We start from the raw sequence: 26,837 nt of genomic DNA, 5'->3' as shown, positions 1-26,837 counted from the left end.
TGGTAGAGATAAGTTTCCTAAAGGGGGCGCTGACCTCATAGTGCGTATTCCTGCTCCTTGACCGCTGGCGTTAAAACAGTGGCCGTCGGACTGTCGTTTTCATCAAAAATCATGTCCGCTTGTGCGGACAGCTCTTGGAATTCAAGTTGGGTGTTGATTTCGCCCTGCCTGCGGGAATAATCTTCAAGCAGAGCGGCATATTGGAAGGGCTTTGCCGCTGCAAGCGTTGCTTCGGCAAGCTGTACCTGTACATCAGCCAGCTTTTTTTCGTAGTCACTGCGGATATCCGGGAGCTTTTCGATCAGGTTTTCCATCCGGGTGATGTTGCCGATTCCGCTGTCGCTCATATCCAGGGAGTAAGCGCCGTTGTTCAGCAGCTTTAGTTTCTTAGTGAAAAACTCTCGGCCGGCCTGGATCTTCAGACCGCGAAACAAGCCGATTTCCACATCTGTGGAGGTCTCGTCCTCCTTCCAGACAAGAGCCAGGTACTTTTCCAAGGCTTCTCCGGCCTTGGCGCGTTCACTGTAACGCACGCCATTTATCTCCAGGGAAAAGTCTTGGCTTGGAGTCTGTTCCAGGGCCTGAATGTCCAAAGTTGCCTGGTTAATGAGTGCAGTAATCCTGGCTATTTCGCCCGGATATCCCTTTTCTATGGCCTGTCGCAGGGAGGCCCGTTCATTTTGCCAGCTAGACTGCAAGATAGAAAGGCGGGTTACTTCATTGTCCACGTTCATCTTTTCAGCCAGCAAGGGGTTATTGGTAGCAATCGCTTTGAACTCGGCGGCTGTGAGCACCGTTTCGTCAATATCCTCGCAGGTGCGGGTGATCGCCTTGCCGGTCATCACTTGGGTGATGAAACGCAGCTTTTGTTCTTGAATCTGCCACAAGTAGCTGTCGAAGGTTCCGCGCGTAACATACTGGCGAATTTTGATCAAGGGATTGAGGTTTCCCTGGCGCTTGCCGCGCCCGTTGCGCTGCTGGATGTCCGAAGGCCGCCAGGGGCAGTCCAGGTGGTTGATGCAGTAGAGGCGGTCCTGAACATTGGTGCCCATCCCTAATTTTTGGGTACTGCCAAGGAGTATCGTGACCAGGCCTGCGCGCACCTTCTCAAACAACGCTTCTCGCTGGGCATCGGTTTTCGCATCGTGGATAAAAGCAATTTCCTGCTCCGGTACGCCCCTTTTGATCAGGCAGGATTTCATCTCGTCGTAGACATTGAATTGTCCCGGCTTTGGTGTGCCGCTGTCGCAAAATACAATCTGCGTCAGCCTTTTTTCCTTGCCGTCCTGCCAGGTGTCATACACATTCCGAATAGCAACGTTGAGCTTGGAGTCGGGGTCGTTGGGGGCATCAGAATAAAGCAGCCGGGGATCAATGGAGAGCAGCTTGGCCTCATGGGTCAGCTTGAGCATATTGTCTTCGTAAGGTTCCACTTCGCCTTTCCGTATGGCTTCCGCTCTCTGAATATAGGTGGCAAGCACTTCTTTTTGAAATTCCGTGGTTTCGGTGACAACTGCTTGGGCCTTGCCGCCCTCGATTTCCGGTACGGGCAGTCCCAGCATATCCTCCGTCTGAATATCCGCCACCAGGAAAAAGATATTCATTAATTCCGGAAGGTTTTGGAACCTGGCAAAACGAGTGCGCATCCGGTAGCCGGTGCCCTCCGGCCGGATTTCCAGGCTGGTGGTGGTCTGTGCGTAAGTAGCGGCCCAATTATCAAAAAAGTCAATTTTGCGGCGCTTTAATTCCTGCGGCTGAAGGTATGTCTGCATGATAAAAAACTCCGCCAGGCTGTTGCTGATGGGCGTTCCCGTTGCAAAGGTGACGCCGCGCCCCTGATATTTTTCCAGGAGATAATGGCATTTCAATTTCATATCCGCGGCCCGCTGGCTGCTGGCCGTGCTGATGCCGGCCACGTTGCGGATTTTCGTATAGGAAAAGCAGTTTTTGTACATATGAGCTTCATCAACAAACAGGTAGTCGATGCCGAGGGCCTCAAAGTCGATCAGGTCGTCCTTGGTATCCGCATTGACCAGCCGGTCCAGTTTGGCCGTGAGGTTTTTCTGGAAGATCACCATTTGTTTGATGCTCCAGTTTTCGCCTTTTTCAGCCTTGATTTGGTCGATGATGAAAGACAGGTGGTTGATTTCATCCGTGAGCATCTTTTCCTGCCGTTCCCGCGACATGGCGATTTTCTCAAACTGGCTGTGGGAGATAATGATACCGTCGTATTCACCCATGGCAATCTTGGACACAAAGCGCCGCCTGTTTTTTTTCTCAAAATCCTTTTCATTGGTCACAAGCAGGCTGGCGCTGGGGAAAAAACGTAAAAATTCGTTGGCCCACTGGTCGATGATGTGATTGGGTACAACATAAAGGGGTTTATTGACAATGCCGGCGCGCTTCATGTACATGCCTGCGGCCACCATAGCCGCCGTCTTACCGGCTCCGACTTCGTGGGCCATCAGCGCGGTGCCGTTGTAGATGATGCGTGCGGCCACGTTAAGCTGATGGGGCCGGAGCTGCTCCGTATCCGACATGCCGGAAAATACCAGATGGCTGCCGTCATAAGTGCGGGGAACTACGTTATTGAAGGTTTCATTGTAAATTTTCAAGAGCACTTCGGAACGCACCTTATCTTGGAAAAGCCAGTCCCGGAAAGCTTCTTTGATTTGCTGCTGCTTGCCGCGGGCGATCATGGTTTCCTGGGCATTGACGACATATCTTTCTTTTTCCTTGCCGTCGTAGTCGGTATACTTCACTTTGTCGCGGACCGTAACACTTTGTAGATTCAGTGTGTCTTCTAGAATCTCATAGGCGTTCTTGCGGCTGGTGCCGAACACCTTATTGACCTTAACAGAATCCCTTTCCTGCTGCTTGCCGGTGATAAACCATTGGTTGCTGTACTCCATGTACTCAACGTTGAGGCTATAGCTTTCGGTTCCCTTATGGCGCTCGTAGGTGCCGAAGGTTTCGTACATGAACTGCGTGTAATATTCGATAGGTATCCAGGGTGTACCAATGCTGTACTCAATGTCGCCGGGAAGCAGGTCTTTTGGCTGGACTGCTTGCAGGGCCTCCACATTGCGCTGAAAAAGCTCCGGGTTGTCCTCCGCCCGGAGCTTTGCGTAAGCCAGTTTATCCTTGACATAGCCGGATAGGTATTCTTCGTCCAGTTCCCAGCCCTCAAAGGGATTGCCGGAGTATTTCCGGGGATTCAGGTAAATCCTGCCGCCCAGTTCCGCGATAACTTCCTCCGGTGATTTTCTATACAGCTTGGCCATAAACGGGATATCTACTTTTTGCTTTAAGTTTAGGGAAATCTGTAAGGCCTGCAACGCACTTTCAGCATGGTCGGGAAGCCTGTTCGGGCGGATGGTGGCACGGGTGAACACCGGCGATTTGTTCCAAGCAGCGCTTTGCTTGTCGTAATCCTCAATAGAGCGCAGCAGCGGAAAAGTGTCGTCATCGGAAAAGGCCAGAATGTTGCCTTTGTCGTTGATGGGACCGTTTTTCTTGACAAAGGCGTCGTAACGCCGGTTCAACTCGGCCTGTGCCGCTTGCAGGTCTGACGGATCATAGGGCCTGTCGGAGGATTGGATATCAATAACTTGGCGCAGAGCTTCACGGATAGCGCAAAGCCCCAAAATGCGTTCCGCCTTTTTCCCGGTGATATCCTGGGGATGGAGCTTGCCGTCAGAACAGTAATAGATTTTCCCGTCCTGAATCTGATAGGTATAGGTTTTCATACCTTCAGGCGCTTCCAGTAAACCCTCTGTGGAAATTTTCTGCTCTTGCTCCGTGAATTCTTCATCCGGCTGGGCTGTGAATTCACCCTGCAGCTTGCCGACAGCAGCGCGCAGCAGGGGATACAGTTCCTGTCCTTCGGGTGCCACGCAGGCTTCGGTGCGTCCAAAGCGCCCGGAGACATACTTCATTTCTCCCAGAATCATGTCCGGGTGGTCAAGGTAATACTGGTTCAGGCGCATAGAGTCGCCAGGCCTGTTATCGGTAAACACCCAAGCGGGAAGCTGTCTTTTCGGCAGGTTGCGTTGCTGTTCCAGCTTTTTGAGAAACAGGATATCGGTCGTAACCTCCGTCCCGGCCAGCGCCTTAAAGGTGTGGTCAGGCAGCCGGATCGCCCCGAGCAGGTCGGCGCGCCGGGCGATTTTCTCCCGCGCCGAGGTATCGGTTTTGTCCAGCGTTCCCTTGGAAGAGATGAAAATGGCGATGCCGCCCGGCTTTAAGGCATCCAGAGCGCGGATAAAGAAATAGTCGTGGATATAATAATTGTCCTTATAGCGCCGGTCGTATATCTGGATTTCGTTGAAAGGAACATTGCCGACAGCGACATCATAGGTGTCGTTTTCTACCTTTGAGGTTTCAAAGCCGGTGATCTGTATGTCCACGGTTGGATAGAGCTGCCGAGCCAGCCTGCCGGTAATGCTGTCGATCTCCACGCCGGTCAGCTTGGCATTTTGCAGCTGCTCGGGCAAAACGGCATAAAAGTTGCCTGTGCCCATGGCGGGGTCGAGGATACGGCGATTTTTCCCATTTGTGAAACCGAATTGCGCCAAAGCCCCATAGAGGCAGGAAACAAGCTCCGGTTCGGTATAATAGGCGGTGAGGATGGAGTCCCGCGCTTGAGCGTAATCCTTTTCATCCAGGGCCAGCTTCAGCTCCCGGTATTCCTTATCCCAGCTTTCCGCCTTGGGGTTAAAGGCCTCGGCAATACCGCCCCAGCCAACGTAGCGGGCCAGTATCTTTTGCTCGTCGGCCGTCGCCCATCGTCTTTCGCTTTCAATCCGTTGTAAAAGACGGATGGCTTCCATATTATTGTGGAATTTTGTTTTGGCTCCGGGCGGGTAAAGATTGTCGTCGGCAGAATAATGGTAATTAAGGCGTTTAGACCGTTGGGGAGCGGGGGCGTTTTTTGGTGCCTCAGGTGCGGCCGGCTCCGTAAGGGGTTCTGCCGCGTGTGTTTCAGCGCCGTCCTCACCGGCAGTCTCCTCGTCCAACACAAAGCTGGCGTCCGGCGTTTCATCATTGTCGGAATCATGGGGCGTGAGATCGAAAAGGCTTATTTGCTGTCCGGCATTCTGCGCAAACTCTACGATCTTGGGAACGGGTACAAAGGTATCAATTTCCTCAAAACGGGGGATATCGCTGATCTCAATAAACTGGGCATCAGCAAAGGAGGGAGGTGGTACTTCTTTGGCAAAATCAGGCTGGCCGCCCTTTGGAACCACCATAGCCCTGACGGGTTGCACGGCTGGGATAGGGAAATTTCCTATTTCAATAAGGGTTTTGATGCGCTCGGCAATTTCCTGATAGGTAAAATCCAAATCAAGATTGTTGACTCGGATAGTGACATGGTCTGCAAAGGCAAAGCACTCAACATAGCTGTGACCGACAGATAAAGGCTTTTCCTCGATATCACGGAACAAGGCGTACATATGGTACTCATCCGCTTGAACCTTGGCAACTTCTGCCGCCATTTCTTCCTGCCAACCGTCGTACAGATTGTGAGTAAGGGCCAGAAACCCATCGACATCGGCGTACAGTTCTTCGTCTGTCGGTTCGTAGCTATCCTGAGTCTCTGTTTCCGGTTCATCGGTGTCGCCAGCACCGTTCATTTCCTCCACTTCATCGGGAATGTTATAATCGCCAATGCGTTTTGCAAGGCTGTTGATTTCTTGCTCCCGAGGGTCTGGGTAATCTCCGTCCTCGATCAGAGCGTCGATCAGGACGGCAATCTCGAACCAGGACATATAGGTGTAGTCAGCGCCAATATAAAAAGAAAGGCCGTCATCTTTCCGGAGCGCCGTGCGATACAGAATATCCTCTTGAAGTTCGGCGTTGCCGTATTGCTGATAGATTTCAGCCAAAGCCTGCGCTTTTTCCGATATTCCCAGTCCGGCAGCAAAAAGGCTCCGAATAGCCGTGTACATGCTTTCCGGGTACATGACGGTGCTGGTCAGGATGTGTTCATAGCCTTGCCGGTATTCTTCATCGGTCATTTGGTGCTCGGCAGGGGAGTTGTTTTGTGAATCAGTGCCAATGACCAGACCGTCGTTGCCGCCGGCTTGCTTGACAGGTTCAACAACAGCGGTTTCAGTAGTGCTTTCAGCAGGACCGACATACAGCTCGGCATCATCAGACCGGATAGTCTGGTAGACACCGCTTTCCAGATTGGTTTCAAAACGCTCACGCTTCATGGCGTGGGGAGCCGTATTTTCGTCCTCGCCAGCTAAGGCATAGAATAGATTGGCATCGGTAATCTTGACAATCCGGGCCTGGGCGGAAAGGCTGAGTATCACATCGCCCACCTGGTAGGGAAGATGTTTCTTCGGGGTATAGAAGATTTCAGGCAGCAAAAAAGAGCCTTGCGGCTCTTCTTCGGGACTTGGCTGTTCGGTTGTTATCTCGGTTTCAGGACGATTTCCGTCATCACGATTTCCTCCGCTGTCAGGCGCAGGCTGTTTAGGTGACGGGCCTTCACCAGCGTGTCCTCGGTTGGCGGAGGCGGGTTTTTCGTCAATAGCTGTTGATAGATTGTTTCCTGCCGTTCCAGAGCTTCCGCGTCCACTCTCCGGGCGGTCGCTTCCAGAGCGCCGGTCATCCGCAGGGTCATGAACCGCTGCCGATGGTTCCTGTGCAGGTGGTTCATCCAATCCCGTCCGAACCTGCGTAGGGGTTGGCCGTTGTTCTCCGCCTCGTCCCCGATGTTGATGTTCGGATAGAGCAGGCCATCTTTCTCGGTATATGCCAGGTTCAATTTCTTCTCCATGATTTTCACTCCTTTCCTTTGCTAATAATTTAACGGTTCGTTCAATTTCCAGCAAAATGTGCTTGGATACCTCAGTTATGATGTTTCCCAACCGGGCGGCAAGGGGGACCGTGTCAAAGTGAGATATCGTGGATAGCGTGCTTAGGCAGGATTTCGGTGCCTCTATTCCGCAGCGGGAACAGACAAATATCTGGGCGCTGGCTTCAACAATTTCCCGAATTTGCGCATACAGCCCGTCTTTGGGCAGCTCCGCGAAAAAGTGACCTGCAATGTCCAGCTCAAAATCCTGCATGTACTGTTCAAAGGATTGCTCCATAGCTTCATGTACGAGCTGACTAATGATCAGGCTGAGATAGGGGTTATTTAAATTGTATCGTTCGGACAGCCTAAGCGCCAGCAGTGGTTGCCTACTTTCGTCGGCTGTCCATTGTTTCGGAAGGGTATGGCCGTTGGTTTGAGAGACATCAAAGAGGTATTTTAAGCTATTCCTGGCGTTTTTGTATTCACAGACGGCAATATGTTTGGCTTTGTCAATAGGGTCACGGCCAACACGCTTCCAGATTTCCTTGGTGGCCAGCATGGAGGCGCCTGGGTCCTGGGCGTAGACAAGTAAAGCGTTATCAAAAGAATATTTATATATCCGGGAGGCAAAGGCCAGATATTCCGCCCACGCTTCGGGTGTCCTTATTATGATGGATGTTGCGGTTTCGTAAATGACCTTTAACCTCTCATCGTCTCTCAAAGCAATACCTCCTTTCCGTTTTCAATACTGTCCCGTTTTAGTATCAGGACCGGCTTGAAAAGAGTGTTTACATTGCTTGTTCGTCATCATAATCATGGTCGGCGTCATCAGCGGAGAGATAGGCTGCTGATTCTTGTGAGGCCGTTTCTTGTTCCCGGTTGTGATTTTGACTGAAATAAAATTCCAGGGCTTTTTCAATCACTTCCTCAATTTCTGATGCTTTTTGGCCGGGAGTGAAATATTGAGAATAGACTTTTTGTTTAAGCCTGAAGGTCGGCGCGCGTTTCTTTTTCGGGGGGCAGCCCAGTTCGCCGTTTAAAATCAGGAAGATGTTCTCCTCGTTGAGTTTGCCTTTTTGGGAATATCCGCGCAGGATATCGGTTTTCTTCATATCCGCTTTAAAGCCGTTCAGCTCCAGGCACTTATCCAGGGATTTCTGTTCGGTTTCTTTCAGAAAGGAGAGGTCCGCTGCGACGGATAAGGGAAGTTCATTGTGGTCTAACCGTACTTTCAAGGGGTCAATGAGTTGGTGAACCCGCAGATAAAGGGCTATCTGATTGGGTTTGAGGCCGTATTCTTCGGCAAGGGCATTGCGGGTGTTAGAACTTTTGCGGATTTCCGCAGAAGTTGAGTTTTCGCTGGTATCATGCGGGTTTTCAAGCTTTTTCAGAGCTGCTATGATATCGTTTCTCTTGCCCTGTGAGAATAGTTTTGAGTGTTGCAAGGATAATACGGCGGCCTTCTCGGATTCAAGCATATCGGAGAAAGAGCGTTGTAAGAGGTTCGTTTCAATGACATAGATCCAAGCGTCTTCGTCAGACAGGTTTTTCTTTATGATGACAGGGGAGCCCTCAAGACCAGCTTCAATACCGCAATACTTCCGGTTATGACCGGAAAGAATTTCATAGCGGTCATTTTGTTTAGGCCGGAGGATAAGGGGTTGTAAAATCCCCTTATCCTTGATGCTTTCTACCATATCCTTTTTCCGTTCGCCCTCATACAGTCTGAAGGGGTGCTCTTTGAAGTCATCCATCAGGGAAAAGGGCAGTGTTGTGAAAATTGTGTCCTGTACCTCATTGGATGTTTGGGAGATTTCTGTGGTAACAGTTTCCGGGACCTGCTCTTTGTGATCCTCGTTAAGTTTAAACAACTCATCAAGGTTTTTAAGCCGAGGCTTGGGCTTTGTCTGCTGTGTTGCTACCGCCGCTGATGTCGCCATGGTCAATAACCTCCTTTGCAAAAGCCGCATATGCACGGGCAGCCTTATTTTTGGCGTCAAAATCCAACACACTGCGGCTGTGGAAGTTAGCCTCGCCAATTTTAACCGTCACGGGGATGTGCACGTCATATATCCGAATTTTATCTTTGAAATATTCGTCAATCAGATCCATGGCCTCTCTGAACAGGATGGTACGTTCATCTGTCATGGTAATGAGGATTCCAGAGACCCGGATGCGGGGATTTATCTTTTTTTGGACTTTAAGGATGATATTCAGCAAAGCTGTAAGACCATTCGCTGACCAAAGCTGGGTACTGACTGGGATGATAACACTATCACAGGCAGCAAGTGCATTAATTGTCAGCAAGCCAAGGTACGGGTTTGTATCTATAATAATGTAGTCATAATCCTCACGGAGTGGTTCCAGAAGGTTTGACAAGGTACGTTCACCACCCATTTCATCTCGCAAGTTGATTTCTGTTACTGACAAGTTGATGCTTGAAGGGATAAGGTCGAGCTTTTCACCACGCAGGATATATTCGCTCTTGTCCGGCAACTCCTGTCCATCCATGAGCATAGTCAGAACATCGTGCAATGATATAGATAAATCGTCAGTGTTTCTAATACCAAAAGCCGTTGTCAGATTGGTTTGTGGATCGTTATCCACCAGCAGAATCTTTTTGCCTATTTCCGCGAGGGCGATTCCCATGTTATAAGCTGTGGTTGTTTTCCCTGTACCGCCTTTTTGGTTGGCGATAGCTATAATTTTGCAGTTTTCCATTATCTCAAAACCTCCTAAGATTATAATAAAACAGCGAGTTACTTTCATATTTATAAAGAGGCGGCTTGTCATGAAATTCAATATGAGTGAAAATGTAAAAATGCCACTGGAGATCACGTTACAATTGTAATTGTTGTAGAGCGTCTCTTTGCCTGTCTTCTGTAGAATGGGTATAAATCTGAGTTGTGCTGACATCTTTGTGATCGAGTAAATCCCGAATTGTAATAATATCCACGCCTTTTTGAACGAGAATAGTAGCAAACGTGTGCCTTAAAATATGGGCGGTCAAATACTTGTCAATTCCGGCTTTTCTCGTATACTGACGGATTATTTTGTTAGCATTTTTTGGGCGCATCCTGTTATTGTAACGGTTGAAAAAAAGGGCCTTATTGATAAGGGGGAGCCTTGTCTGTAAGTAAGCCCATAAATGTTCACATAGTTCGTCGTTTAAAAAAACTATTCGGCATTTATTCCCCTTAGCTTTCTTGATGGCAAGAGTTTTGTTTTTAAAGTCAATGTCACTCCAATCAATCGCACAAATCTCTGAAACCCTTAAACCGGTATAGAGGAATACCCTGAAGAAAGCCTGGTTTCTTACCTTATTGCGTATATCCCAATTATCTACGACATATATTAAACGTGTTGCTTCGTCCTCTCTGAGGAAAGTGCGTGGGATTATCTGCTTTTTAATTCGCTCAACTTTACCCATTGGGTTTTTGACAATGATATCTTCGAGCTCAAGATAATTAAAAAATGAGCTTAGACTATCCAATTTTCTTTTCATAGTATTAGGTTTGTTTTTGCGTGCTTTCAACCAGACGATATATCGGCGTATCACGCGTTGGTCGATTTCAGAAACGTCAGAGCTTAATCCGTTTTCTTTTAGGAATTTTCTGAAACAGTTTGCATCACCTCCATACGCCGTAGCCGTTGAGGAGGAGTGCCCCTTGGCTATTATGTAAGTAAGGAAATCAGGATGATAACTAAAAAAATCCATAAAAAAACAACCTCATTTCTCAGATGAGGCTGTCACATAAATATACATTTACACGTATACTTATGTTATTTTTCTCGTAAGCAATAAACCTTCGCCTATTTTCTCTCCTAACTCGGCTTATAGGTTGACTTCGCAATGCTTATGGGAAACTGGTTGTTGCATAATAATGCATAGCCGTTTCCCATAAGCTTTATTTTGCAATAAAATACAAAGTAAATTTTCGTTCATAGAATGAAAACGTAGTAATCTTGAGATTTCTCAAGGGGTTGCTACGTTTCTTTCTTTGCTTAGTATTTAGAAGGTTAAAGGCCTTACAGAGGGATTAAAATAAATGTTTTGCGATAAAGAACAACTGGCGGAATTCGGTAAACGATTGAAGAGTTGTTCAATTTGAACAAGAACGAGTCTTACGGAGTGCAGTCTTTAAAGTGTAGCATAAATAACTTTGTAAAAAGCGTAGCCTCCCTTAGTAAATCGAGGGAGGCTATTTAGACGGGCGAAATTTTGCTGATTTATCCGTTTGATCAAGACACTTTTAAACATTATATGGGTGATCATTCATTCATTTATTGATAAAGGCAAAGTTTCTTTATTGATACAATTTTACGATTTCTTGAAGTTTTAAGGCCAAACCTAATTTGCCTTCAACCTTTAACCCACCAGTCATAAATGCCATTGTAGTATTCAACTTATCTTTTAACAATTTCGAGAAGTTCTTTTCGTTCATAATGAGGATAACTTCTGGGTCTGGTGCAGGCCCTTCAACCATTTGCACTTGACCAGCTTTGAAGACAATTTGTAATTCACCGCTTTCCTCTAGGTTAATTTGGAAGATACGGTCTTTTTCAGAAGCAATATGCTCGGGATTGGCATTCATTTTCTCCACAAGTTCTTGTAATTCAGCTCGGACGGTCATAGTGTTTTTCCTCCCTTTTCTTTCTAAAATCATAATGTTATGAAAGTTTTCACATTATAGAAAAATATACCATAATAGTTTGTACATTTCAAAATATTTTCATTGGAGCGTGATATTGATTTAGAAATGAATATAAATGAATACATTATATAGGCTTTGATTTAGAGTATAAATAGATGTCAGATTGAGAAAACTTAATTAATATCTACTTTAGGTTCCAGAGTTTAAAATTCAAGGAGTTTTGATTTAATGTCTTTAATTTCTGAAGTGCGTCCCTTAGCCGTTGCCTTGTTTTCCATCTTATTAGGGGCTACAGGGCAGTTTTTGTTTCGCCTGGGTATGGTTGAGTATGGGAGAGTATCGGTTACCGGAATTTGGAGACAATTGGGATCAATTATATTAACTCCTGCAATATTTCTTGGGTTTGCTTGTTTTGGTGTAAGTTCTGTTCTTTGGCTGGTTGTGATCTCACGCTGGGAGCTCAGCTATGCATACCCGCTTGTTTCCTTGGGGTATGTGATTGCAATTCTCTACGGAACTTTTTTTCTTCATGAAGTTCTGACCTTGCCAAAAATTCTAGGATGCTTACTGATTTTGGCTGGAATGAGTGTTTTAGGATTATGGGGACAAACCTAATGATTGTTAAGAAAGTATTTAAAAATCATATCTTAGATATAGAGAGTTAAATGGATATCTTGAATAGGATATGTTAATCTAGAGTTAATAGAATAACTCCAATATTTCCTTCCACTTGATAGAAATTCTAAGCGTTCCAAATGGGATACCCATTATTTTTTTGGAGTCAATGACAAGACTAGAAAAAGGGGCGTGTTGTTGGATGCATTTTCAGGATTTCGGGCGAGGTACGCGGATTGAATTATCTAAAATGGCCAAACTACTCGGAATGAAGTTCATCGGTTTTAATCCGAATGCCCAGCAGGTATCATTGGAGTTTAACGGTAAAGGGGTTACTTATCCACTGGAAGAATTTGTACAACAGTATGAGAGAGAATGTCCTACGTCTTTTATGTGAAGTACTTAAAGGGGCTCTGATTCATTAATATAATGAGTCAGAGCCCCTAATTGATGGATCAAGAACCTTTTTTCTACTTCAGTGACGATAGTCTCCATCCTACGGCGTGAATGTATTCGTCTGTGGATATGCCCCTTGTTCAGCGTTAGCTGAATGAGTTCACTGTTTTTGGTAAAAGAAGGAGGACACGGGTTTAAGGCCAAGATGATTTAGTCCGAAGAGATGTTCGGTGCTGCCGGTGAAGAGAATTCCACCAGGGCGCAGGGAGTCTGTGAATTTTTTATAAAGCATTTCTTTGGCTTCTTCAGTAAAGTAAATGACAACATTGCGACAGGCTATGAAATCGAAGCCGGTTTGGAAACGATCGGTTAACAGGTTTTGAGGTTGAAAACTGACTTGCCGCTTGACAGAATCATGAATTTGATGTCCTTTGTCAGATGAGGTAAAATACTTTTGCAGGAATTCTGGCGGAGTGCTCGCAAAATCATTTTGTTTATAAAGGCCTTCTTTGGCTTGACGCAATACGTTGACATCAATATCTGTACCCAGTATGCTAAACTTGGCCATCGAGAAATATTCCATCATTGTCATGGCTAGTGAGTAAGGCTCCTGACCGCTGGAACATCCCGCGCTCCAAAGTTTCAAAGGCGTTTTATTTTGGAGGAGTAAGGGGAATATCGTTTCTCGAAGTGTTTTCCATTGAGTCGCATCCCGAAAGAATTGGGAGACGTTAATGGTTAAATGCTTGAAAAAGGCATCGTACAATACCGGGTCAGCATTGAGTGCTTTTAAAAACTCCGGATAGGTCGGATGTCCGTGGGAATTCATAAAGCTAAGAATTCGCCGCTGCATCTGGTTTTGCTTATAAAACTTAAGATCTAAGCCGCTCTTGGGGTGGAACCCTTTAACAAAGTCTTCGTAAGTATTGGATATTGATGTGGACAAAGGGGTTACACCTCTTTCTTGATTAATGAAAGGCTTTCTGATGTTAAAAAGAAGAGATTTAGGGTTTTTGAACGAATAGTAAAGAGTAACAACCCCTTAGGCAAAAAGATCGACGATCAATCCGCGAATCTCGTCAATCTTGGTTAAAATTTCGAGGGGTTTGGCTTGCTCATCCAGAAGCTGTTTTCCGAGTTCATCCAACGCTTGATCGATTTTTCCGACACGTGCCATGACCTTAGGGCGACCTTGATAATCCCAAGATGTATCTTCCTGCATTTTGCGGCTTTGCCCAAAGCTTGATCGCAGGAAGGATTTAACCATATCACGAAAGTCTTTAAGGTCACCGATTGAAAGGGATTGAGCCAATTTTTTCCCTTGAACCCCCAGGCGCTCGAGAAAGGATTGGAGTTCGACGCTCTGGATTTTTTGAGTCTTAGATAAGATGCCGCTAAAATCGCTGTTACGCTCCAAGGAACTCTGAGAATCGAGATTAGGAGTCAGGGGTTGATGTGGTGAATTGATACGTATAGACATAGTCATTCTCCTCTTAGAAAGGATTAATCATGCAAACGCGCAGAGCTTTTTTAAAAACAATACTTGGTCTTGGAGCAATTATGTTACCATGGAGTTTTTTGCCGACTCGTTTTGGAGAGGCTATAAAGACGAGGCTGGGGCGTCCGCCGATTGAACTCTTGCTGCCCCCTGAGATTAAAGCAAATAATAAGATCAATTATGAAATCTTAAATCGCACGGCTATGGATGATATCTACGCTTTAACCGCCCCTGAGATGCAAGGGCGTAAGGCGGGATCTGTAGGAGAGGCGAAAGCTGCTGAGTATTTAGCTTCTCAATTGAGTATGCTGGGCTTACGTCCGATGGGGGACCCAAATACGGGCTTTATTCAAGCATTTACAATTCCCCCGGTGGTGGAAACAAGGGTTAATGGTCGGCTGACTTTTAAATCTGGGGAAAATAGAAACCTTAGATTTCCAAGTATCAACCTATTAGGGGGGTTAATGGGAGAAGAACCCCAGGAAATTATTCTTCTTTCAGCACATTACGACCACCTGGGGGTTTTCGAGGAGCGAGTCTACCCCGGAGCCAATGACAACGCCTCTGGTGTAGGCTGTATACTTGATGTAATAAGGCGGATCATCCGAGAAGCGGAGGTCCCAAAACGCACGATTGTTATCGCTTTTTGGAGTGCTGAAGAGATGGGATTTGTAGGGTCTCAAGCCTTTGTCCAATCTCCTTCATTTACCCTTAACCAGATACACGCTGTTCTAAATGCTGACTCCGTAGGAAATGGAATGGTTGGAAACTTTGCACTCTGGGGGGATGGAAAAAATCCGGCCGTAAATGCCATTCAACAAGCTGCAACTAAATGTGGTGCCAGTGCCCAATTAACCCCCAGAGCAGGTCATAATAGTGACTCCGTCAGTTTTGCTTTACAGGGTATTCCAGCGGCCACGCTCTTAGCGCAGGAATGGCTGTACAAAAATCATACCCCTGAAGACTCAATTGCACTCATAAAATCTGAACAGATTTACTTGGCAACAGAAATCATGTACCAAGCGGTACGTACACTTGCTTTCTAAGGGATTAGGACAGGGGCTAGTGAGCCAGAAACAGCGGTTTGGTTAGTAGGTTCGGTTACATCATATTTGGAGCGCAGAATGATCAGGTCAATCCGACGGTTTCTGCCTTGTCCGGCGATAGTGTCATTTGAAGCGATAGGCCGATATTCTCCGTAACCAGCTGCGGAGAGCCGGCTGGGGGTAATCCCGGCTGACTGTAAAATTTGCACGACGTTCGTGGAACGAATGACGGAGAGTTCCCAATTGCTGGGGAACTTGGCGGTTTGAATAGGTAGATTGTCAGTATGCCCTTCAACCCTGATCTGGTTAGATGCCGAACCGAGGACGGTAGAGATGCTTTTAAGGATTTCTCGAGCTCGGTTGGTTATATCGGCTGAACCACTTCCAAATAGCAGCGTTTCTTGGATACTGACTACCAGGCCGCGTTCTTCCATGGAAGAGATTAGCTTTGACTGAATTCCGTTATCAAGCGCAAACTTATCAAGTTTGGCTTTAATTGCTTCAATGCTCATGTTTTCAGCGTCTGTGTTTCCCTGACCAACATTGGCCGCCGCTTGATCAGTGTCAGTCGTTTTGCTGGGATCCTTATCTTTGCCAGGGACTGTGGTTGTAGAGGAGGGGGTGCCGGTTTGAATGAGAGATGGTCCGGATGGGCTTGTGGACACCTCCATTTTTGCTGGAACTCCTCCAGAAAGTGCCTTGTTAAGAGATTCGGCAACGGCTTGGAATTTCGCAGCGTCTACTTTACTCATAGAATAAAGTACAACGAAGAAAATCATTAGCAATGTAATAAGATCAGAATATGTAAGAAGCCAACGTTCGCTATTTTCCTTTTCTGCTTCATGCTCGCGTTTCCTGCTCATCGGCTTTCACTCACAGCAGCATTACCAAGTTCTGCAACACCTTCTCGATTTTTATCTTCGGAGAGAAGCGCAGAGCCTACGTGTGTTTTTAATTTTTCCTTAAGGATAGAGGGATTTTCGCCTGCTTGAATTGAGAGGATTCCGTCTAGAACCATCTCCATGGCCGACACTTCCGCCTTGTCCTTCATTTTAAGTTTCGTTGCAATCGGAAGCCAGAGAAGATTTGCGGAGCCAACCCCATAAAGGGTTGCTATAAAAGCGGCGGCGATAGAATGAGAAAGCGCTTCGGGGTCTGAAAGATTTCCTAACACCATGACGAGGCCCATGACCGTTCCGATAATTCCCATAGTTGGACTATACCCGCCGGCAGCCTCGAAAACAGCGATTCCAACTTTATGGCGTTTCTCAAGGACAGCGATATTGGACTCCAGGATCTCCTTAGTGATTTCAGGATCCGTACCGTCAATGACGAGTTGCATTCCTTGGTAAGTAAAGCGATCTGTCACTGATTCAAGCTCTTGTTCCAGGCTGAGCAGCCCTTCGCGTCGTGCCTTTTCAGCAAATCTTATGAGTGTTTCGTAAGCTTCGGCGGTGCCGAATGATTGGGAGATAAATGCAAGTTTAATCCATTTAGGAAGGTTTTTAAGGTCTGAGAGTGGAAAACTGACTAAAACCGCTCCAGCGGTCCCCCCAAAAACGATTATTGCAGCAGACAATCCCCCCAGGGAACTGACGGTTCCCCCTTCTAAAATATAACCGACGATAAGGAAACCGAATCCAACGATAATACCAATAATAGTCGATAAATCCATGTTGCTTTTGCCGCATCCCTTATGCTTTAAAGTAAAGTTGGTTTAAATAAGGGATTGTGACGTACCTCCCTTGCTTTTTTATATAAGTGTTTTTTAAAGAAGCGGATATGTAAAATATAATAAGATTAAGATTTTTATTTTCTTATCTCCATATATTCTATCGTCAAAATTCATCATGAACTTTAGTCCCTTTATTTTCTAGCGGATATCTATCTTTCTGGAAGGCCACTTCTCACCATATGTGGTTATGGGGACACTTACTTCGCATTTATTGGACCTTTCTTGCTTACATGCATCTCAAGCGATCCATGGGGTGCCTCAACTTTGCATATTAGTTTTTCACATTTATTATACAAGAAAAGCAGAGTATCAGCTATAATTCTTGCTTTCCTGTGAAAATATACCATAGAGTACAAAAAATTTCTCTTTAGTTTTGACAGGTTATCTACGATATAGAAAATAAGACTATGTATTTTGGAGTGAATGATATGAAAATAAACGGGACATCAATGTCTCCAGTTGGCAGTATTCAAGGGGTCAGTCGTTTGAAACATGCTGAGAATAAAACGGCAGTTTCTGTGGGAGATAAAATAGCGGTATCAGATAAGGCGCAAGTGTATCAGGCCTTGCTTCAGAAAGCCAAAGAAATTCCCTCTGTCCGCGAGGAACGCGTAAGAGCGCTTACTGAACAGATCGAACGTGGAGAATTTAAAATAGATGGACAAAGAATAGCTGATAAGTTATTAGAGATATATCCGAAAGAATAGTTTGGGAATGCAAGTTGCTTCCGACCTTGCTTCTTTCATTCTACTAGACCAGCTTACTTTTAGAGGGGGAGATTTCTGTGTCTGAAGCACTTCAAAACTTAAATGTCAACTTAAGCGAACAAGCTGAATTATATAATAAACTTCTGACCCTAGAAGAGAAGAAACAAAAAGCTCTGGTTAAAAATGAAATTCAAGAGATTGAATTAATAACAGCTCAGGAAGAAATGTTCATAATCCAGGTTAATCGCTTGGAAAGAGAGCGGCTTATGTGGGCAGAACAAATCGGATGTGAACTGGGGAAACCTCCTGAAGACCTAACTTTGGCTGAATTAGCTGAACATTTCCCCGCTTTAGAGGGAGTACGACTTAGTCTGGACCAAGTTGTCCTACGATTAAAAGAAGTTCATGAGACCAACTCTCAGCTTCTCCAACAGGCCATGAAAATTGTCGATTATACAGTAGGGCTATTGACGCACCAAACGAGTAATACCTATACATACCCCGGACAGAGAGAAAAGGAAGAAAACAAGAAACGGCATCTTATGGATTGGAGGATTTAAGACATGAGTTCCACGTTTGGCGGTTTAAATATATTGTCCCGAAGTTTATATGCTAATCAAGCTTCGCTTGAAACGGTAGGCCATAATATTGCAAATGCAGGTACGGACGGATACTCCCGGCAAAGAGTCAACTTAGTAACCGCGTCTCCATCGGGTGAGGTTTATGGTCGGAATAAAAACTATTCAGGAAGCGGAGTCACTGTGGCCTCCATTACCAGGGCGAGGGACAGGTTTACAGATGAACAATTGTGGAAAGAATCATCCTCCCTTAGCTACAGTCAAACAAGCAGCGATGCCTTGACTAAAATGGAAGGGGTATTCACTGAGCCTTCTGAAACCGGTATTCAGACCGTGCTTAATCGGTTCTGGACGTCTTGGCAAACACTCTCGACTGATGCTTCTGATTCTGGAGCGCGTACTGCGGTAGCTCAACAGGGTGTAGCGCTTGTTAATGCAGTAAAACATGCTGCCGAGCAGCTAAGAGATACAGCGGCGAATATTAACGCTGAAGTTGTTGCCAGTGTTGATAAAATTAATCAAATTACGGACAGTATTAATAAACTTAACGAGCAGATCTACTTTACAGAGTTTAGTGGCACCAACAATGCTAATGATTTGCGTGACAGCAGGGATTTACTTGTCGATGAATTATCAACCCTCGTGGATATTTCCGTTAAGGAAGATAGTACTGGAAGATATACAATTCAGACCAGTGGCTTGACTCTTGTAGATGCCAAAGGCTACTGCAATAAGTTGAGTACTGAGACAACTGCCAAAAATACACCTCCTGACAATCTTAGTTATGACGTGACAAACGTTGTGTTCGTCAATAGTGGGGACGTGGTGAATTTTGCTGATGGTAAAGGTGAATTAAAGGGGCTGCTTGATTCCCGAGATTCCTCTACAAAGGGTATTAAAGGGTATATGAACAACCTTGAAAAGGTTAGCCAATTTCTATTGCAAGATTTTAATGCGGTGCACCGGAGTGGTTATGGTACTGATAATACTAATGGGCGTAACTTTTTCGGTGATGGGAATGCTGCCGGGAATACAGATTATACACTGGTAACACCAACGGGCGGTTGGATTAATGCTTTACAGGTAAACACGGATATAACTGATTCGACCAGCGGACTGGCGATAATAGCTGCTAAAACCACGTTTTCGCTGGTTAGTGCGGTTACAGCTGATGAAGGAAATACTGGTAAAGCAACGGTTTCCGCTACTGGTACTTATACTGGTGGGGCTACACCGCAGAACGTAAAGGTCCGGGTTGATTCGTCAGGTAATGTCGAATATTCTATTGATGATGGTACTACCTATACTTCTGCTCCTTCGGGTTCCTTTACTGTCCTGGGTATGAGTATTAATATTGCAGTCGATACTACTCCCACTCCAGCTCCTGCTGCCACTGATACCTATGATTTCACCTTGTCGACTGGTGATAACAATGCAAGTGGTGACAATGCGATTTTGTTGGGAAATTGCTTGAAAACTAAACTTTCATCTACGCTTGGTAACGTTTCTTTGGATTCGTTTTATTCAGCAATGATAAGTACTTTGGGTATACAATCCCAAGACGCCCAACGTCTGAATACCAATCAGAAGACTGTAGTTGACCAGCTTACTAATCTCAGAGCATCTACCTCTGGGGTAAATATGGATGAAGAGATGACTGATATGATTAGATTTCAAAAAGGCTATAATGCATCCGCTAGAGTATTAACGGCCATGGATGAAATGTTGGACAAATTGATCAATGGTACTGGCATGGTAGGCCGATAGGAGGAGATTTAGTTTGAGAATCACTAATAGTATGATGAATTACAACTTTTTGAGCAGCCTTAACAAATCCTTAGAGAAGTCAAGTAAGATCCAAACGCAATTAGCGGATGGCAAGGCTCTTCATGCACCTTCGGATGATCCGATTAAAGTGGGGCGGAGTTTACGTTTTAGTACAAGTCTGGAGTTAAATAATCAGTATACTCAGAATGCCAAAGATGCTCTAAGTTGGATGGAAACCACCGACGATAATATGCAGGACTTGAGTGAAATTATGATTAGTATCAAGGAACAGGTAATCCAGGCCAGTAATGGTACTAATCCCACCTCTGCCATCCAGACAATTGGAGAAACTGTCGATAATCTCATCAACCAGATGATTAGTATTGGTAACTCCCAAATAGGGGGGCGATATATCTTTGCTGGACAGAGTGATAAAACTGCTCCATTTACCCGTTCTGGTGACATTATCACCTATAATGGAGATAATGAAAAGATTTCCATGCCAACTCACCCGGGGGAGGCTACTCCCAGACAGGATAGCATAAATCTCACTGGCGCGGATGTTTTTGGCCCGGATCTAAAAATCCTAAATGACCTGATTGAGGTTAAAAATCATCTAAAGTCTGGAACTGTGGCAGATCAGGAATGGCTTTCTGACACTGGTTTAGCGTTGATAGAGGATGATCGCGACCAAATGCTGCTGTCTCATTCATCGTTGGGAGCTCGAATGTCAATTTACGAGATGGCTAAAAATATGCTGGATAGCAGCAATACTATCATCGAAGGGGATCAGGCAACCAATGATTCTGTGGATGTAGCTAAAGCTATTGTTGATTATAAAAACGCTGAAAATGTATACAAAACAGCGCTTCAAATCGGTGCTAGTATACTGCCGATGTCTTTGGCGGATTTCCTATAAGTAATAGTATATAGCGGAAGGAGTCGCTTCCATGCTCCGAATCAACATTTCTACTCAGCCCATTCGTCTGAATTATAACATCAATAACGCCCAGATGAATCTACACACTACTTTACCTAAGGTGCAACTAGAGACTACTGCGGCAACGGTGGACATCAGTCAACCCCAAGGAAGACTGACGATTGACCAGTATCCCTGTCGTTACTCAATTGGGATCAAGAACAATACCGATTTTGCTCGGGATATTGCTGCTAAAGGTAAGCAAACTGTGATGAGTACTATCGGCCGGATTGTCCAAGAAGGGAACCAGTTAGCTCGGATTCAGAGCAAGTCAAATGCGATCGCTGACATAGCGGCCAACTCCACAGTTTCCGTAGTTCCCGATATTACTTACGCATATATCGCTTCGCCTGACATTAGTTATCAAGCTAGTCCGGTTCAGTTCAATACCACTGAAGGAAAAGTGGATTTAAACCTAAACCATGGCACAGTCAAACAGGATTACCGACGTGGGAACGTTGATATTCAGGTCACTCAATATCCAAGTATTGAGATATCAACTGTAGATGTTAAGGTTTGAATAGATGTTGGATAGGTTACCCGATGAACTCGTTTAGCTAAAGCTGACCATTTAGATTTCTGCGAGGGCGTGTCTTTCTACCCCAGAATCTGATGTGCCCCCACTTTTCGAAGCAGGGGCCTTTGAAAATTGGATAAACTCCCCTAAGGAGGAAATACTATGGAAATACAGTCAACAAGATTCGGAGAGCTGGAGGTGGCAGAAGAGCAGCTGTTCAAATTCCTCCATGGAATCCCCGGTTTTCCGAACGAAAAGGAGTTCGCCTATATACCACTCGGTGAAGAAAGCCCCTTTTCTTATCTCCAGTCTACAACGGAAGCTAATTTGACATTTTTATTGGCTGATCCTTTTGCCTTTGTAAAGGACTATGAATTTGTTCTAGAGGATGACGTGGCTGAAGAGCTAGGTCTCTCTAATGAAAATCCGCCTAAGGTGTTTTTGATTGCTACGGTGAAGGAAAAACTGGCGGATATGACGGTGAACTTATTAGCGCCTTTAGTGATGAATATCCTTAATTGTACTGGCAGGCAGGTTATCTTAGACAAACCGGAGTATTCAATCCGGTATAAATTATTTCCTGACGGCTTGCCGAAAGACGCCGGCAAAGGGGGAAAATAATATGTTGGCACTTACCCGAAAAGTTGGCGAGCGAATCGTCATTGGTGACAACATCGTGGTGACGGTAGTCGGTGTCAAAGGGGATAACATCCGTATGACCATTGAGGCACCAAAAGAGATCAAGATTTATCGCGGTGAGATTTTCGATGCCATCGCGGCAGAAAATAAACAGGCTGCCGTTCCCAATGATATATCGGAGTTGGATATGTTGAAGGTATTGCAAATTAACATGAAGTAAGGTGCGCTGTGCAGCTTACTTCGTTTTAATTCAGAAAGCATTAATATGCAGCATCATATGGTGGCGTAACAATCACTATATCAATGATAAAAACGAGCAAGAATGCGAGTTTATTATATTGAGGCCCATAAAAGGACATTTTAGACATTTGCATATATTAGGCAAGGTCCACAGTATCGCAATTTTATTGGTTAGTGCGATAGCAAAGAAACAGGATTATCCCAGTAGAAGAAAAAGTGAGGATCCAGAGGATTTTTGAAACAATTATCTTTTTTGAAAAACTCTATAGTAAATGGTTCAACAAAATAAGATAAGCAGAAAGGTATGAGTTGAATTGTGAAGAAAGTTCGTGTGGTTATTCAAAGCAGGCTTTCATCAACGCGTCTTCCAGCCAAAGGACTTCTTCCTGTGGCCGGGATGCCATCAGTGGTGCTTTGCGCGTTACGCGCAGCTAACACTGGGCTGGATGTAATAGTGGCAACCTCAACAGAGTCTTCAGATGATTTAACAGTTGGGGTATTAAGTGAGGCTGGGATTAATTATATTCGAGGTTCTTTGAACAATGTGTTGGAAAGATTTTGCCAGGCTACACAGGATTTAAAGACTGATGACATAGTCGTTCGTTTAACAGCGGATAATCTTTTTCCCGACGGTGGATTCATTGAAGGAATGATCAAACAGTTTCTCGACAAGAAATTAAGCTATATAGGAACTCAATCACCAATTGATGGTTTGCCATACGGTCTTAGTGCCGAGGTTTTTTATGTGGAGGCATTGCGCCAAGCGAATAACGCAGAAACAACTTCTTTTGAACGAGAGCATGTTACCCCATGGATTAAGCGAACTTATGGAGTGAATATGTATAAATACTCTGATACTATTGTGGGTTTAGCCCAGAAACGCTGTACCATGGATAGTTTCCAAGATTACATGATAGTATACAAAGTATTTGCTTCGGTTAAGAATCCAGTTGCAGAAGAATGGATTGACCTTTGCCATCTATTGGCAAGTGTCCAAGGGAAAGATGATTTCAAAATTCCATACAGGTTAAAAAATAATCGTTTGCATGGTGAACTAACTTTAGGGACTGCTCAATTAGGTCTTGATTATGGGATAGCAAACAACACGGGTTTGCCTTCTGTAGAGGAGGCAGTTGATATAATAAGATATGCCATTGACCAAGGCCTTACGCATCTCGATTGTGCTAGAGCCTATGGCGAGGCAGAAAGCAGACTTGGAAAGGCTTTAATAAGTGGTTATGCTGAACGAGTAAATGTAATAACTAAGCTCGACCCACTTCAAGAGTCGCATCAATTTAATTCTGCCCAGTGCATACATAAGGTCGTCGATGCAAGTGTGTTTCGTTCTTGTAGAGAGTTACGCTTTAGATCTATAGATACCATTCTCTTGCATCGTTGGGAGGAACGGTATATTCATGGTGGTGAAATCTGGAAGAGGTTGGTAGACCTAAAGCGAGATGGAGTAATTAACAAGTTAGGAGTGTCGGTGCAGACACCGGAAGAAGCTCTTCAGGCCCTTGCTGATGCGGAAGTAGGTCATATTCAATTACCTTTTAATGTCTTAGATTGGCGTTGGAAGGAAAAAGAAGTTGATAAGGCGATCTTGCGTAGACATGATGTTGTTGTACATGCTAGAAGCACGCTTCTTCAAGGTCTCTTAGCCAATAAGTCAGTTGATGCTATATTGCCTAATACCCCCAAAGAATTGGCTCGAGAGCTAGATCGAAAAATGGATATTCTTGTCGATGATCTAAATCGTTACAATAGAAAAGATTTATGTTTTGCGTATGTAAGGGCTCAAACTTGGATTGATAGTCTTGTTGTTGGAGCAGAAACGTTGGCTCAACTTAAAGAAAACATTATATTGTTTCAGAATCCGCCTTTAACAGTGGATGAATGTTCGAAGGTAGAGAAGGAACTAACGAGAGCTCCTGTCGAGCTTCTTGATCCTTCAAAATGGTAGCAAGGGAGGAGTATGTAATGGTGAAAACCAGCACACCAAAATTTCCGCTCGGAATTGACTTATTTAGACTTGATGGACGCATAGCTCTCATTACAGGTGCCTCAGGGCACCTGGGTCGGAGCATGGCAATGGCTTTATGTGAGGCCGGAGCACATGTGATTTTAAATGGTCATACTGAAGAAAAGATTAAGTTATTCTATGAAGAGTTACGATCCAAAGGCTTAAGTGTTTCCATGGCGATCAATGATATTGAGCAGGAAGCAGATATCGAGGAGCTGTTCTTTAGACTTGGTAAGGAATACGATAGACTAGACATTATTGTAAATAATGCATATTCAGGTAACGCGGGGACGTTAGATACAGCTACTTATGAAGATTTTAGTCGAGCTTATGGTATTACTGTAACGGCATCCTTTCGAATTTTGCAGCTGGCTAAACCTTTGTTGGAGAAAGCGGCTTCTGAAAATATCGGAGGTGCTTCAGTAATTAATATTGCTTCAATGTATGGTGTTGTCAGCCCTGACCCAGTTATTTATGGTGAAAGTGGTGCCAATAATCCGCCATACTACGGAGCCGCTAAGGCGGGATTAATTCAATTAACTCGTTATGCGGCCTGTCATTTAGCATCAAAAGGGATACGTGTCAACTCATTAAGTCCTGGACCGTTTCCATCGCCTGATATAGCGGAAAAGATACCCGAGTTTTATAAAGAACTGTGTAGGAAGAACCCGATGAACAGAATAGGGTATGCTGATGAATTGAAGGGGCCGTTGCTATTTTTGGCATCGGACGCATCCTCATATGTTACGGGTTCGAATTTGTTGGTAGACGGTGGATGGACGGCTTGGTAGATTATTTATGAAAAAACAATCGAGTGATGGTTTTTTAACCCATTGCATAACACAAACAAGCCGTTCATCCTAAATAATTATTACGAAGTAGAATATATTATAGAAAGCATTAAAAGAGGATGTGTGAAAACTCAGTTCCCAAAATTCCAAATGGTTATAACAAACAAAAAGTGTCCCCTTTCACATCAAAGTGGAGTGAGGACGCTTTGTTTTGTTGTTTATAGAAGCAAAAGAGGGGATGTGAAAAAAACATAAACAAGTACCTTAGCACCAGACCCTTTTGAGAATATTTTAGGTCTTTATCACCATGGGGCTCTTTTCAGTAAAGTGATTTCTATAACAGGTAGATGTAAACCAGAGGAATTCGAAGAACAAACGACTACAGAGGCCTAAAGCTGTCATAAACAGTCATTATTAGTCCTAAAATATATCTCGAAAACCTACGATAGATAAAGTAAGCTTGTGTGTAGGAATTTCTTAAGCTCAACCGGCCGGAGGGCAAGGTGTCCTACTACCAGCTATAGTAAAATGCACGGGCATGGATGCCTGGCATCAATATCAAGGAGGAATATATAATGATTATTAATCACAACATGGCTTCCCTCAATACTTATCGTCAATTGAGCGCCAACAACACTGCAACCTCTAAGTCCTTAGAGAAATTGTCTTCAGGTCTTCGCATCAACCGTGCTGGTGACGATGCAGCAGGTTTAGCAATCTCTGAAAAAATGCGTGGCCAAATTCGTGGTTTGGATCAAGCTAATCGTAATGCCCAAGACTCCATTTCACTCATTCAAACTGCTGAGGGTGCGCTCAATGAAACTCACAGCATTCTCCAACGTATGCGTGAGTTGGCAGTTCAAGCTTCCAATGACACTAATACTACTACTGATCGTGATGAAATCCAAAAAGAGGTTAATGCGCTAACTGATGAAATCGATCGTATCGCTAATACCACTGAGTTTAATACTCAAAAGCTTCTTGATGGAAGCAAACAAGGACTTCGTGATGAGATTAAAGGTTCAGTTACAGTTCAACTAAATACTCAAACTAAGGTCACTGTAGGTTTGCCTTCTACTGGCGCTGTTTCTGCCGTTTCCGCTGTTGGTACAACAGTTTCCGCTGTTTCCGCCGTTGCTGGTACTATGGCTACTAGTGCTATTACTGCTACTGGTACGATCATTATTACCCGTACAAGAGTTGATTCTGTGTTGAGTTCAGATGACTTTAGTTATGGTGATCCTAATGATCTCGGCGTCGCAGCCGCCTCCTTGACTGGTACTGCACTTTCTGCCTTACAAGTGGGAACTGCTGACTTGGATGTATCTAAACTAGGAGAGTTAAAAGTTGGAGAGAGTGTCACAATAAGCCTGCGTAAATACGAGAAGGAAGTTACTGATGCTACTACATCCCTTTCTATGCAAATAGGTGCAAATAGCGGACAAAACATTCTTGTTGGTGTTAATGATATGAAGGCCACAGCTATCGGCGTGCGTGATACTAATGGTGATGCATTAGATATGTCAACTTCTCAGGATGCAACTGCTGCTGTTACTAGCATTAACAATGCTATCGAGCTCGTATCTGGAGAGAGATCTAAAATGGGTGCCGTTCAAAACCGTTTGGAACATACCATTAACAATCTTGGAACTTCCAGTGAAAACTTGACGGCTGCTGAATCCCGTATCCGTGATGTAGACATGGCTAAAGAAATGATGAATTACCAAAAGAATAATATTCTTTCCCAAGCGGCTACAGCAATGCTTGCACAAGCTAACCAACAACCTCAAGGGGTTCTACAACTCCTTCAATAAAAGGGATATTACTTAATTTTGCAAAA

At 44.7% G+C, this 26,837-nt stretch carries 22 protein-coding genes; 13 read left to right on the top strand and 9 right to left on the bottom strand.

Annotated elements, in window-relative coordinates:
- Positions 1-35 precede the first annotated feature (35 nt).
- The 5 genes from BUB11_RS05560 to BUB11_RS05535 form a co-directional block, all read right to left on the bottom strand.
- The gene (locus BUB11_RS05560) at positions 36-7,532 is read right to left on the bottom strand and encodes an SNF2-related protein (RefSeq protein ID WP_242947463.1); all 7,497 of its coding nucleotides are present in this window, start codon (positions 7,530-7,532) and stop codon (positions 36-38) included.
- 67 nt (positions 7,533-7,599) lie between these two features.
- Positions 7,600-8,751 (bottom strand): ParB N-terminal domain-containing protein, encoded by a 1,152-nt coding sequence (locus BUB11_RS05550; RefSeq protein ID WP_073028458.1) that lies wholly within the window; start codon positions 8,749-8,751, stop codon positions 7,600-7,602.
- A complete protein-coding gene (locus BUB11_RS05545) occupies positions 8,696-9,580 on the bottom strand; it encodes a ParA family protein (RefSeq protein WP_242947462.1) in 885 nt (294 codons plus the stop codon). Before BUB11_RS05545 ends, BUB11_RS05550 begins: the two co-directional genes overlap by 56 nt.
- Before the next feature lie 70 nt (positions 9,581-9,650).
- Complete coding sequence (locus BUB11_RS05540) at positions 9,651-10,529, bottom strand: tyrosine-type recombinase/integrase (RefSeq protein ID WP_073028455.1); 879 nt, start codon at positions 10,527-10,529, stop codon at positions 9,651-9,653.
- 589 nt (positions 10,530-11,118) lie between these two features.
- Entirely contained in the window at positions 11,119-11,445 is a 327-nt protein-coding gene (locus BUB11_RS05535) for an SCP2 sterol-binding domain-containing protein (RefSeq protein WP_073028454.1), read from the bottom strand.
- 249 nt (positions 11,446-11,694) lie between these two features.
- Between BUB11_RS05535 and BUB11_RS05530 the strand changes: the two genes are divergently transcribed.
- Together BUB11_RS05530 and BUB11_RS05525 are read left to right on the top strand one after the other, a co-directional pair.
- On the top strand, positions 11,695-12,081 hold the full coding sequence (locus BUB11_RS05530; RefSeq protein ID WP_073028452.1) for an EamA family transporter: 387 nt from the start codon (positions 11,695-11,697) through the stop codon (positions 12,079-12,081).
- Between the two features lie 202 nt (positions 12,082-12,283).
- Positions 12,284-12,478: a hypothetical protein gene (locus tag BUB11_RS05525; protein WP_073028451.1), complete on the top strand. Its 195-nt coding sequence runs from the start codon at positions 12,284-12,286 to the stop codon at positions 12,476-12,478.
- Positions 12,479-12,637: 159 nt separating this feature from the next.
- Here the strand turns inward: BUB11_RS05525 and BUB11_RS05520 are convergent, their stop codons facing one another.
- Both BUB11_RS05520 and BUB11_RS05515 read right to left on the bottom strand, forming a co-directional pair.
- Positions 12,638-13,423, bottom strand: coding sequence for a CheR family methyltransferase (locus tag BUB11_RS05520; RefSeq protein WP_073028450.1), 786 nt, complete (start codon positions 13,421-13,423; stop codon positions 12,638-12,640).
- A 96-nt stretch (positions 13,424-13,519) separates the two neighbouring features.
- Positions 13,520-13,957, bottom strand: coding sequence for a YaaR family protein (locus BUB11_RS05515; protein WP_073028449.1), 438 nt, complete (start codon positions 13,955-13,957; stop codon positions 13,520-13,522).
- A gap of 29 nt (positions 13,958-13,986) precedes the next feature.
- Here BUB11_RS05515 and BUB11_RS05510 point away from each other — a divergent pair, with 29 nt between their 5' ends.
- Positions 13,987-15,021 (top strand): M28 family metallopeptidase, encoded by a 1,035-nt coding sequence (locus BUB11_RS05510; RefSeq protein ID WP_073028447.1) that lies wholly within the window; start codon positions 13,987-13,989, stop codon positions 15,019-15,021.
- Here BUB11_RS05510 and BUB11_RS05505 read toward each other — a convergent pair.
- Complete coding sequence (locus BUB11_RS05505; RefSeq protein ID WP_073028445.1) at positions 15,018-15,884, bottom strand: flagellar motor protein MotB; 867 nt, start codon at positions 15,882-15,884, stop codon at positions 15,018-15,020. The two genes, BUB11_RS05510 and BUB11_RS05505, sit on opposite strands and share 4 nt — an antisense overlap.
- Positions 15,881-16,696, bottom strand: a complete 816-nt coding sequence (locus BUB11_RS05500) for a flagellar motor protein (RefSeq protein ID WP_073028444.1) — start codon at positions 16,694-16,696, stop codon at positions 15,881-15,883. Before BUB11_RS05500 ends, BUB11_RS05505 begins: the two co-directional genes overlap by 4 nt.
- 488 nt (positions 16,697-17,184) lie before the next feature.
- Here BUB11_RS05500 and flgM point away from each other — a divergent pair, with 488 nt between their 5' ends.
- The 10 genes from flgM to BUB11_RS05450 all read left to right on the top strand — a co-directional run bounded on the left by flgM (position 17,185) and on the right by BUB11_RS05450 (position 26,811).
- Positions 17,185-17,463, top strand: coding sequence for a flagellar biosynthesis anti-sigma factor FlgM (gene flgM, locus BUB11_RS05495; protein ID WP_073028443.1), 279 nt, complete (start codon positions 17,185-17,187; stop codon positions 17,461-17,463).
- Between the two features lie 77 nt (positions 17,464-17,540).
- Positions 17,541-18,023: a flagellar protein FlgN gene (locus BUB11_RS05490; RefSeq protein WP_073028441.1), complete on the top strand. Its 483-nt coding sequence runs from the start codon at positions 17,541-17,543 to the stop codon at positions 18,021-18,023.
- A 3-nt stretch (positions 18,024-18,026) separates the two neighbouring features.
- Positions 18,027-19,808 (top strand): flagellar hook-associated protein FlgK, encoded by a 1,782-nt coding sequence (flgK, locus tag BUB11_RS05485; protein WP_073028440.1) that lies wholly within the window; start codon positions 18,027-18,029, stop codon positions 19,806-19,808.
- Positions 19,809-19,821: 13 nt separating this feature from the next.
- On the top strand, positions 19,822-20,727 hold the full coding sequence (gene flgL, locus BUB11_RS05480) for a flagellar hook-associated protein FlgL (protein WP_073028439.1): 906 nt from the start codon (positions 19,822-19,824) through the stop codon (positions 20,725-20,727).
- A 31-nt stretch (positions 20,728-20,758) separates the two neighbouring features.
- Complete coding sequence (locus BUB11_RS05475) at positions 20,759-21,307, top strand: DUF6470 family protein (RefSeq protein WP_073028438.1); 549 nt, start codon at positions 20,759-20,761, stop codon at positions 21,305-21,307.
- Positions 21,308-21,466: 159 nt separating this feature from the next.
- Positions 21,467-21,925: a flagellar assembly protein FliW gene (gene fliW / locus BUB11_RS05470; protein WP_073028437.1), complete on the top strand. Its 459-nt coding sequence runs from the start codon at positions 21,467-21,469 to the stop codon at positions 21,923-21,925.
- Between the two features lies 1 nt (position 21,926).
- Positions 21,927-22,163 (top strand): carbon storage regulator CsrA, encoded by a 237-nt coding sequence (gene csrA / locus BUB11_RS05465; RefSeq protein ID WP_073028435.1) that lies wholly within the window; start codon positions 21,927-21,929, stop codon positions 22,161-22,163.
- A 336-nt stretch (positions 22,164-22,499) separates the two neighbouring features.
- Positions 22,500-24,146 carry an aldo/keto reductase gene (locus tag BUB11_RS05460; RefSeq protein ID WP_073028432.1) on the top strand — a complete coding sequence of 549 codons (1,647 nt, stop codon included), beginning with the start codon at positions 22,500-22,502 and terminating at the stop codon, positions 24,144-24,146.
- 17 nt (positions 24,147-24,163) lie between these two features.
- A complete protein-coding gene (locus BUB11_RS05455) occupies positions 24,164-24,997 on the top strand; it encodes an SDR family NAD(P)-dependent oxidoreductase (RefSeq protein WP_073028431.1) in 834 nt (277 codons plus the stop codon).
- Between the two features lie 575 nt (positions 24,998-25,572).
- The gene (locus tag BUB11_RS05450) at positions 25,573-26,811 is read left to right on the top strand and encodes a flagellin N-terminal helical domain-containing protein (protein WP_073028430.1); all 1,239 of its coding nucleotides are present in this window, start codon (positions 25,573-25,575) and stop codon (positions 26,809-26,811) included.
- Positions 26,812-26,837 lie beyond the last annotated feature (26 nt).

Origin of the sequence: Desulfosporosinus lacus DSM 15449, from assembly GCF_900129935.1 — a bacterium.
In the GTDB taxonomy this organism is placed as follows: Bacteria; Bacillota; Desulfitobacteriia; order Desulfitobacteriales; family Desulfitobacteriaceae; genus Desulfosporosinus; species Desulfosporosinus lacus.
This window is presented reverse-complemented; position numbering and strand designations above follow the sequence as displayed.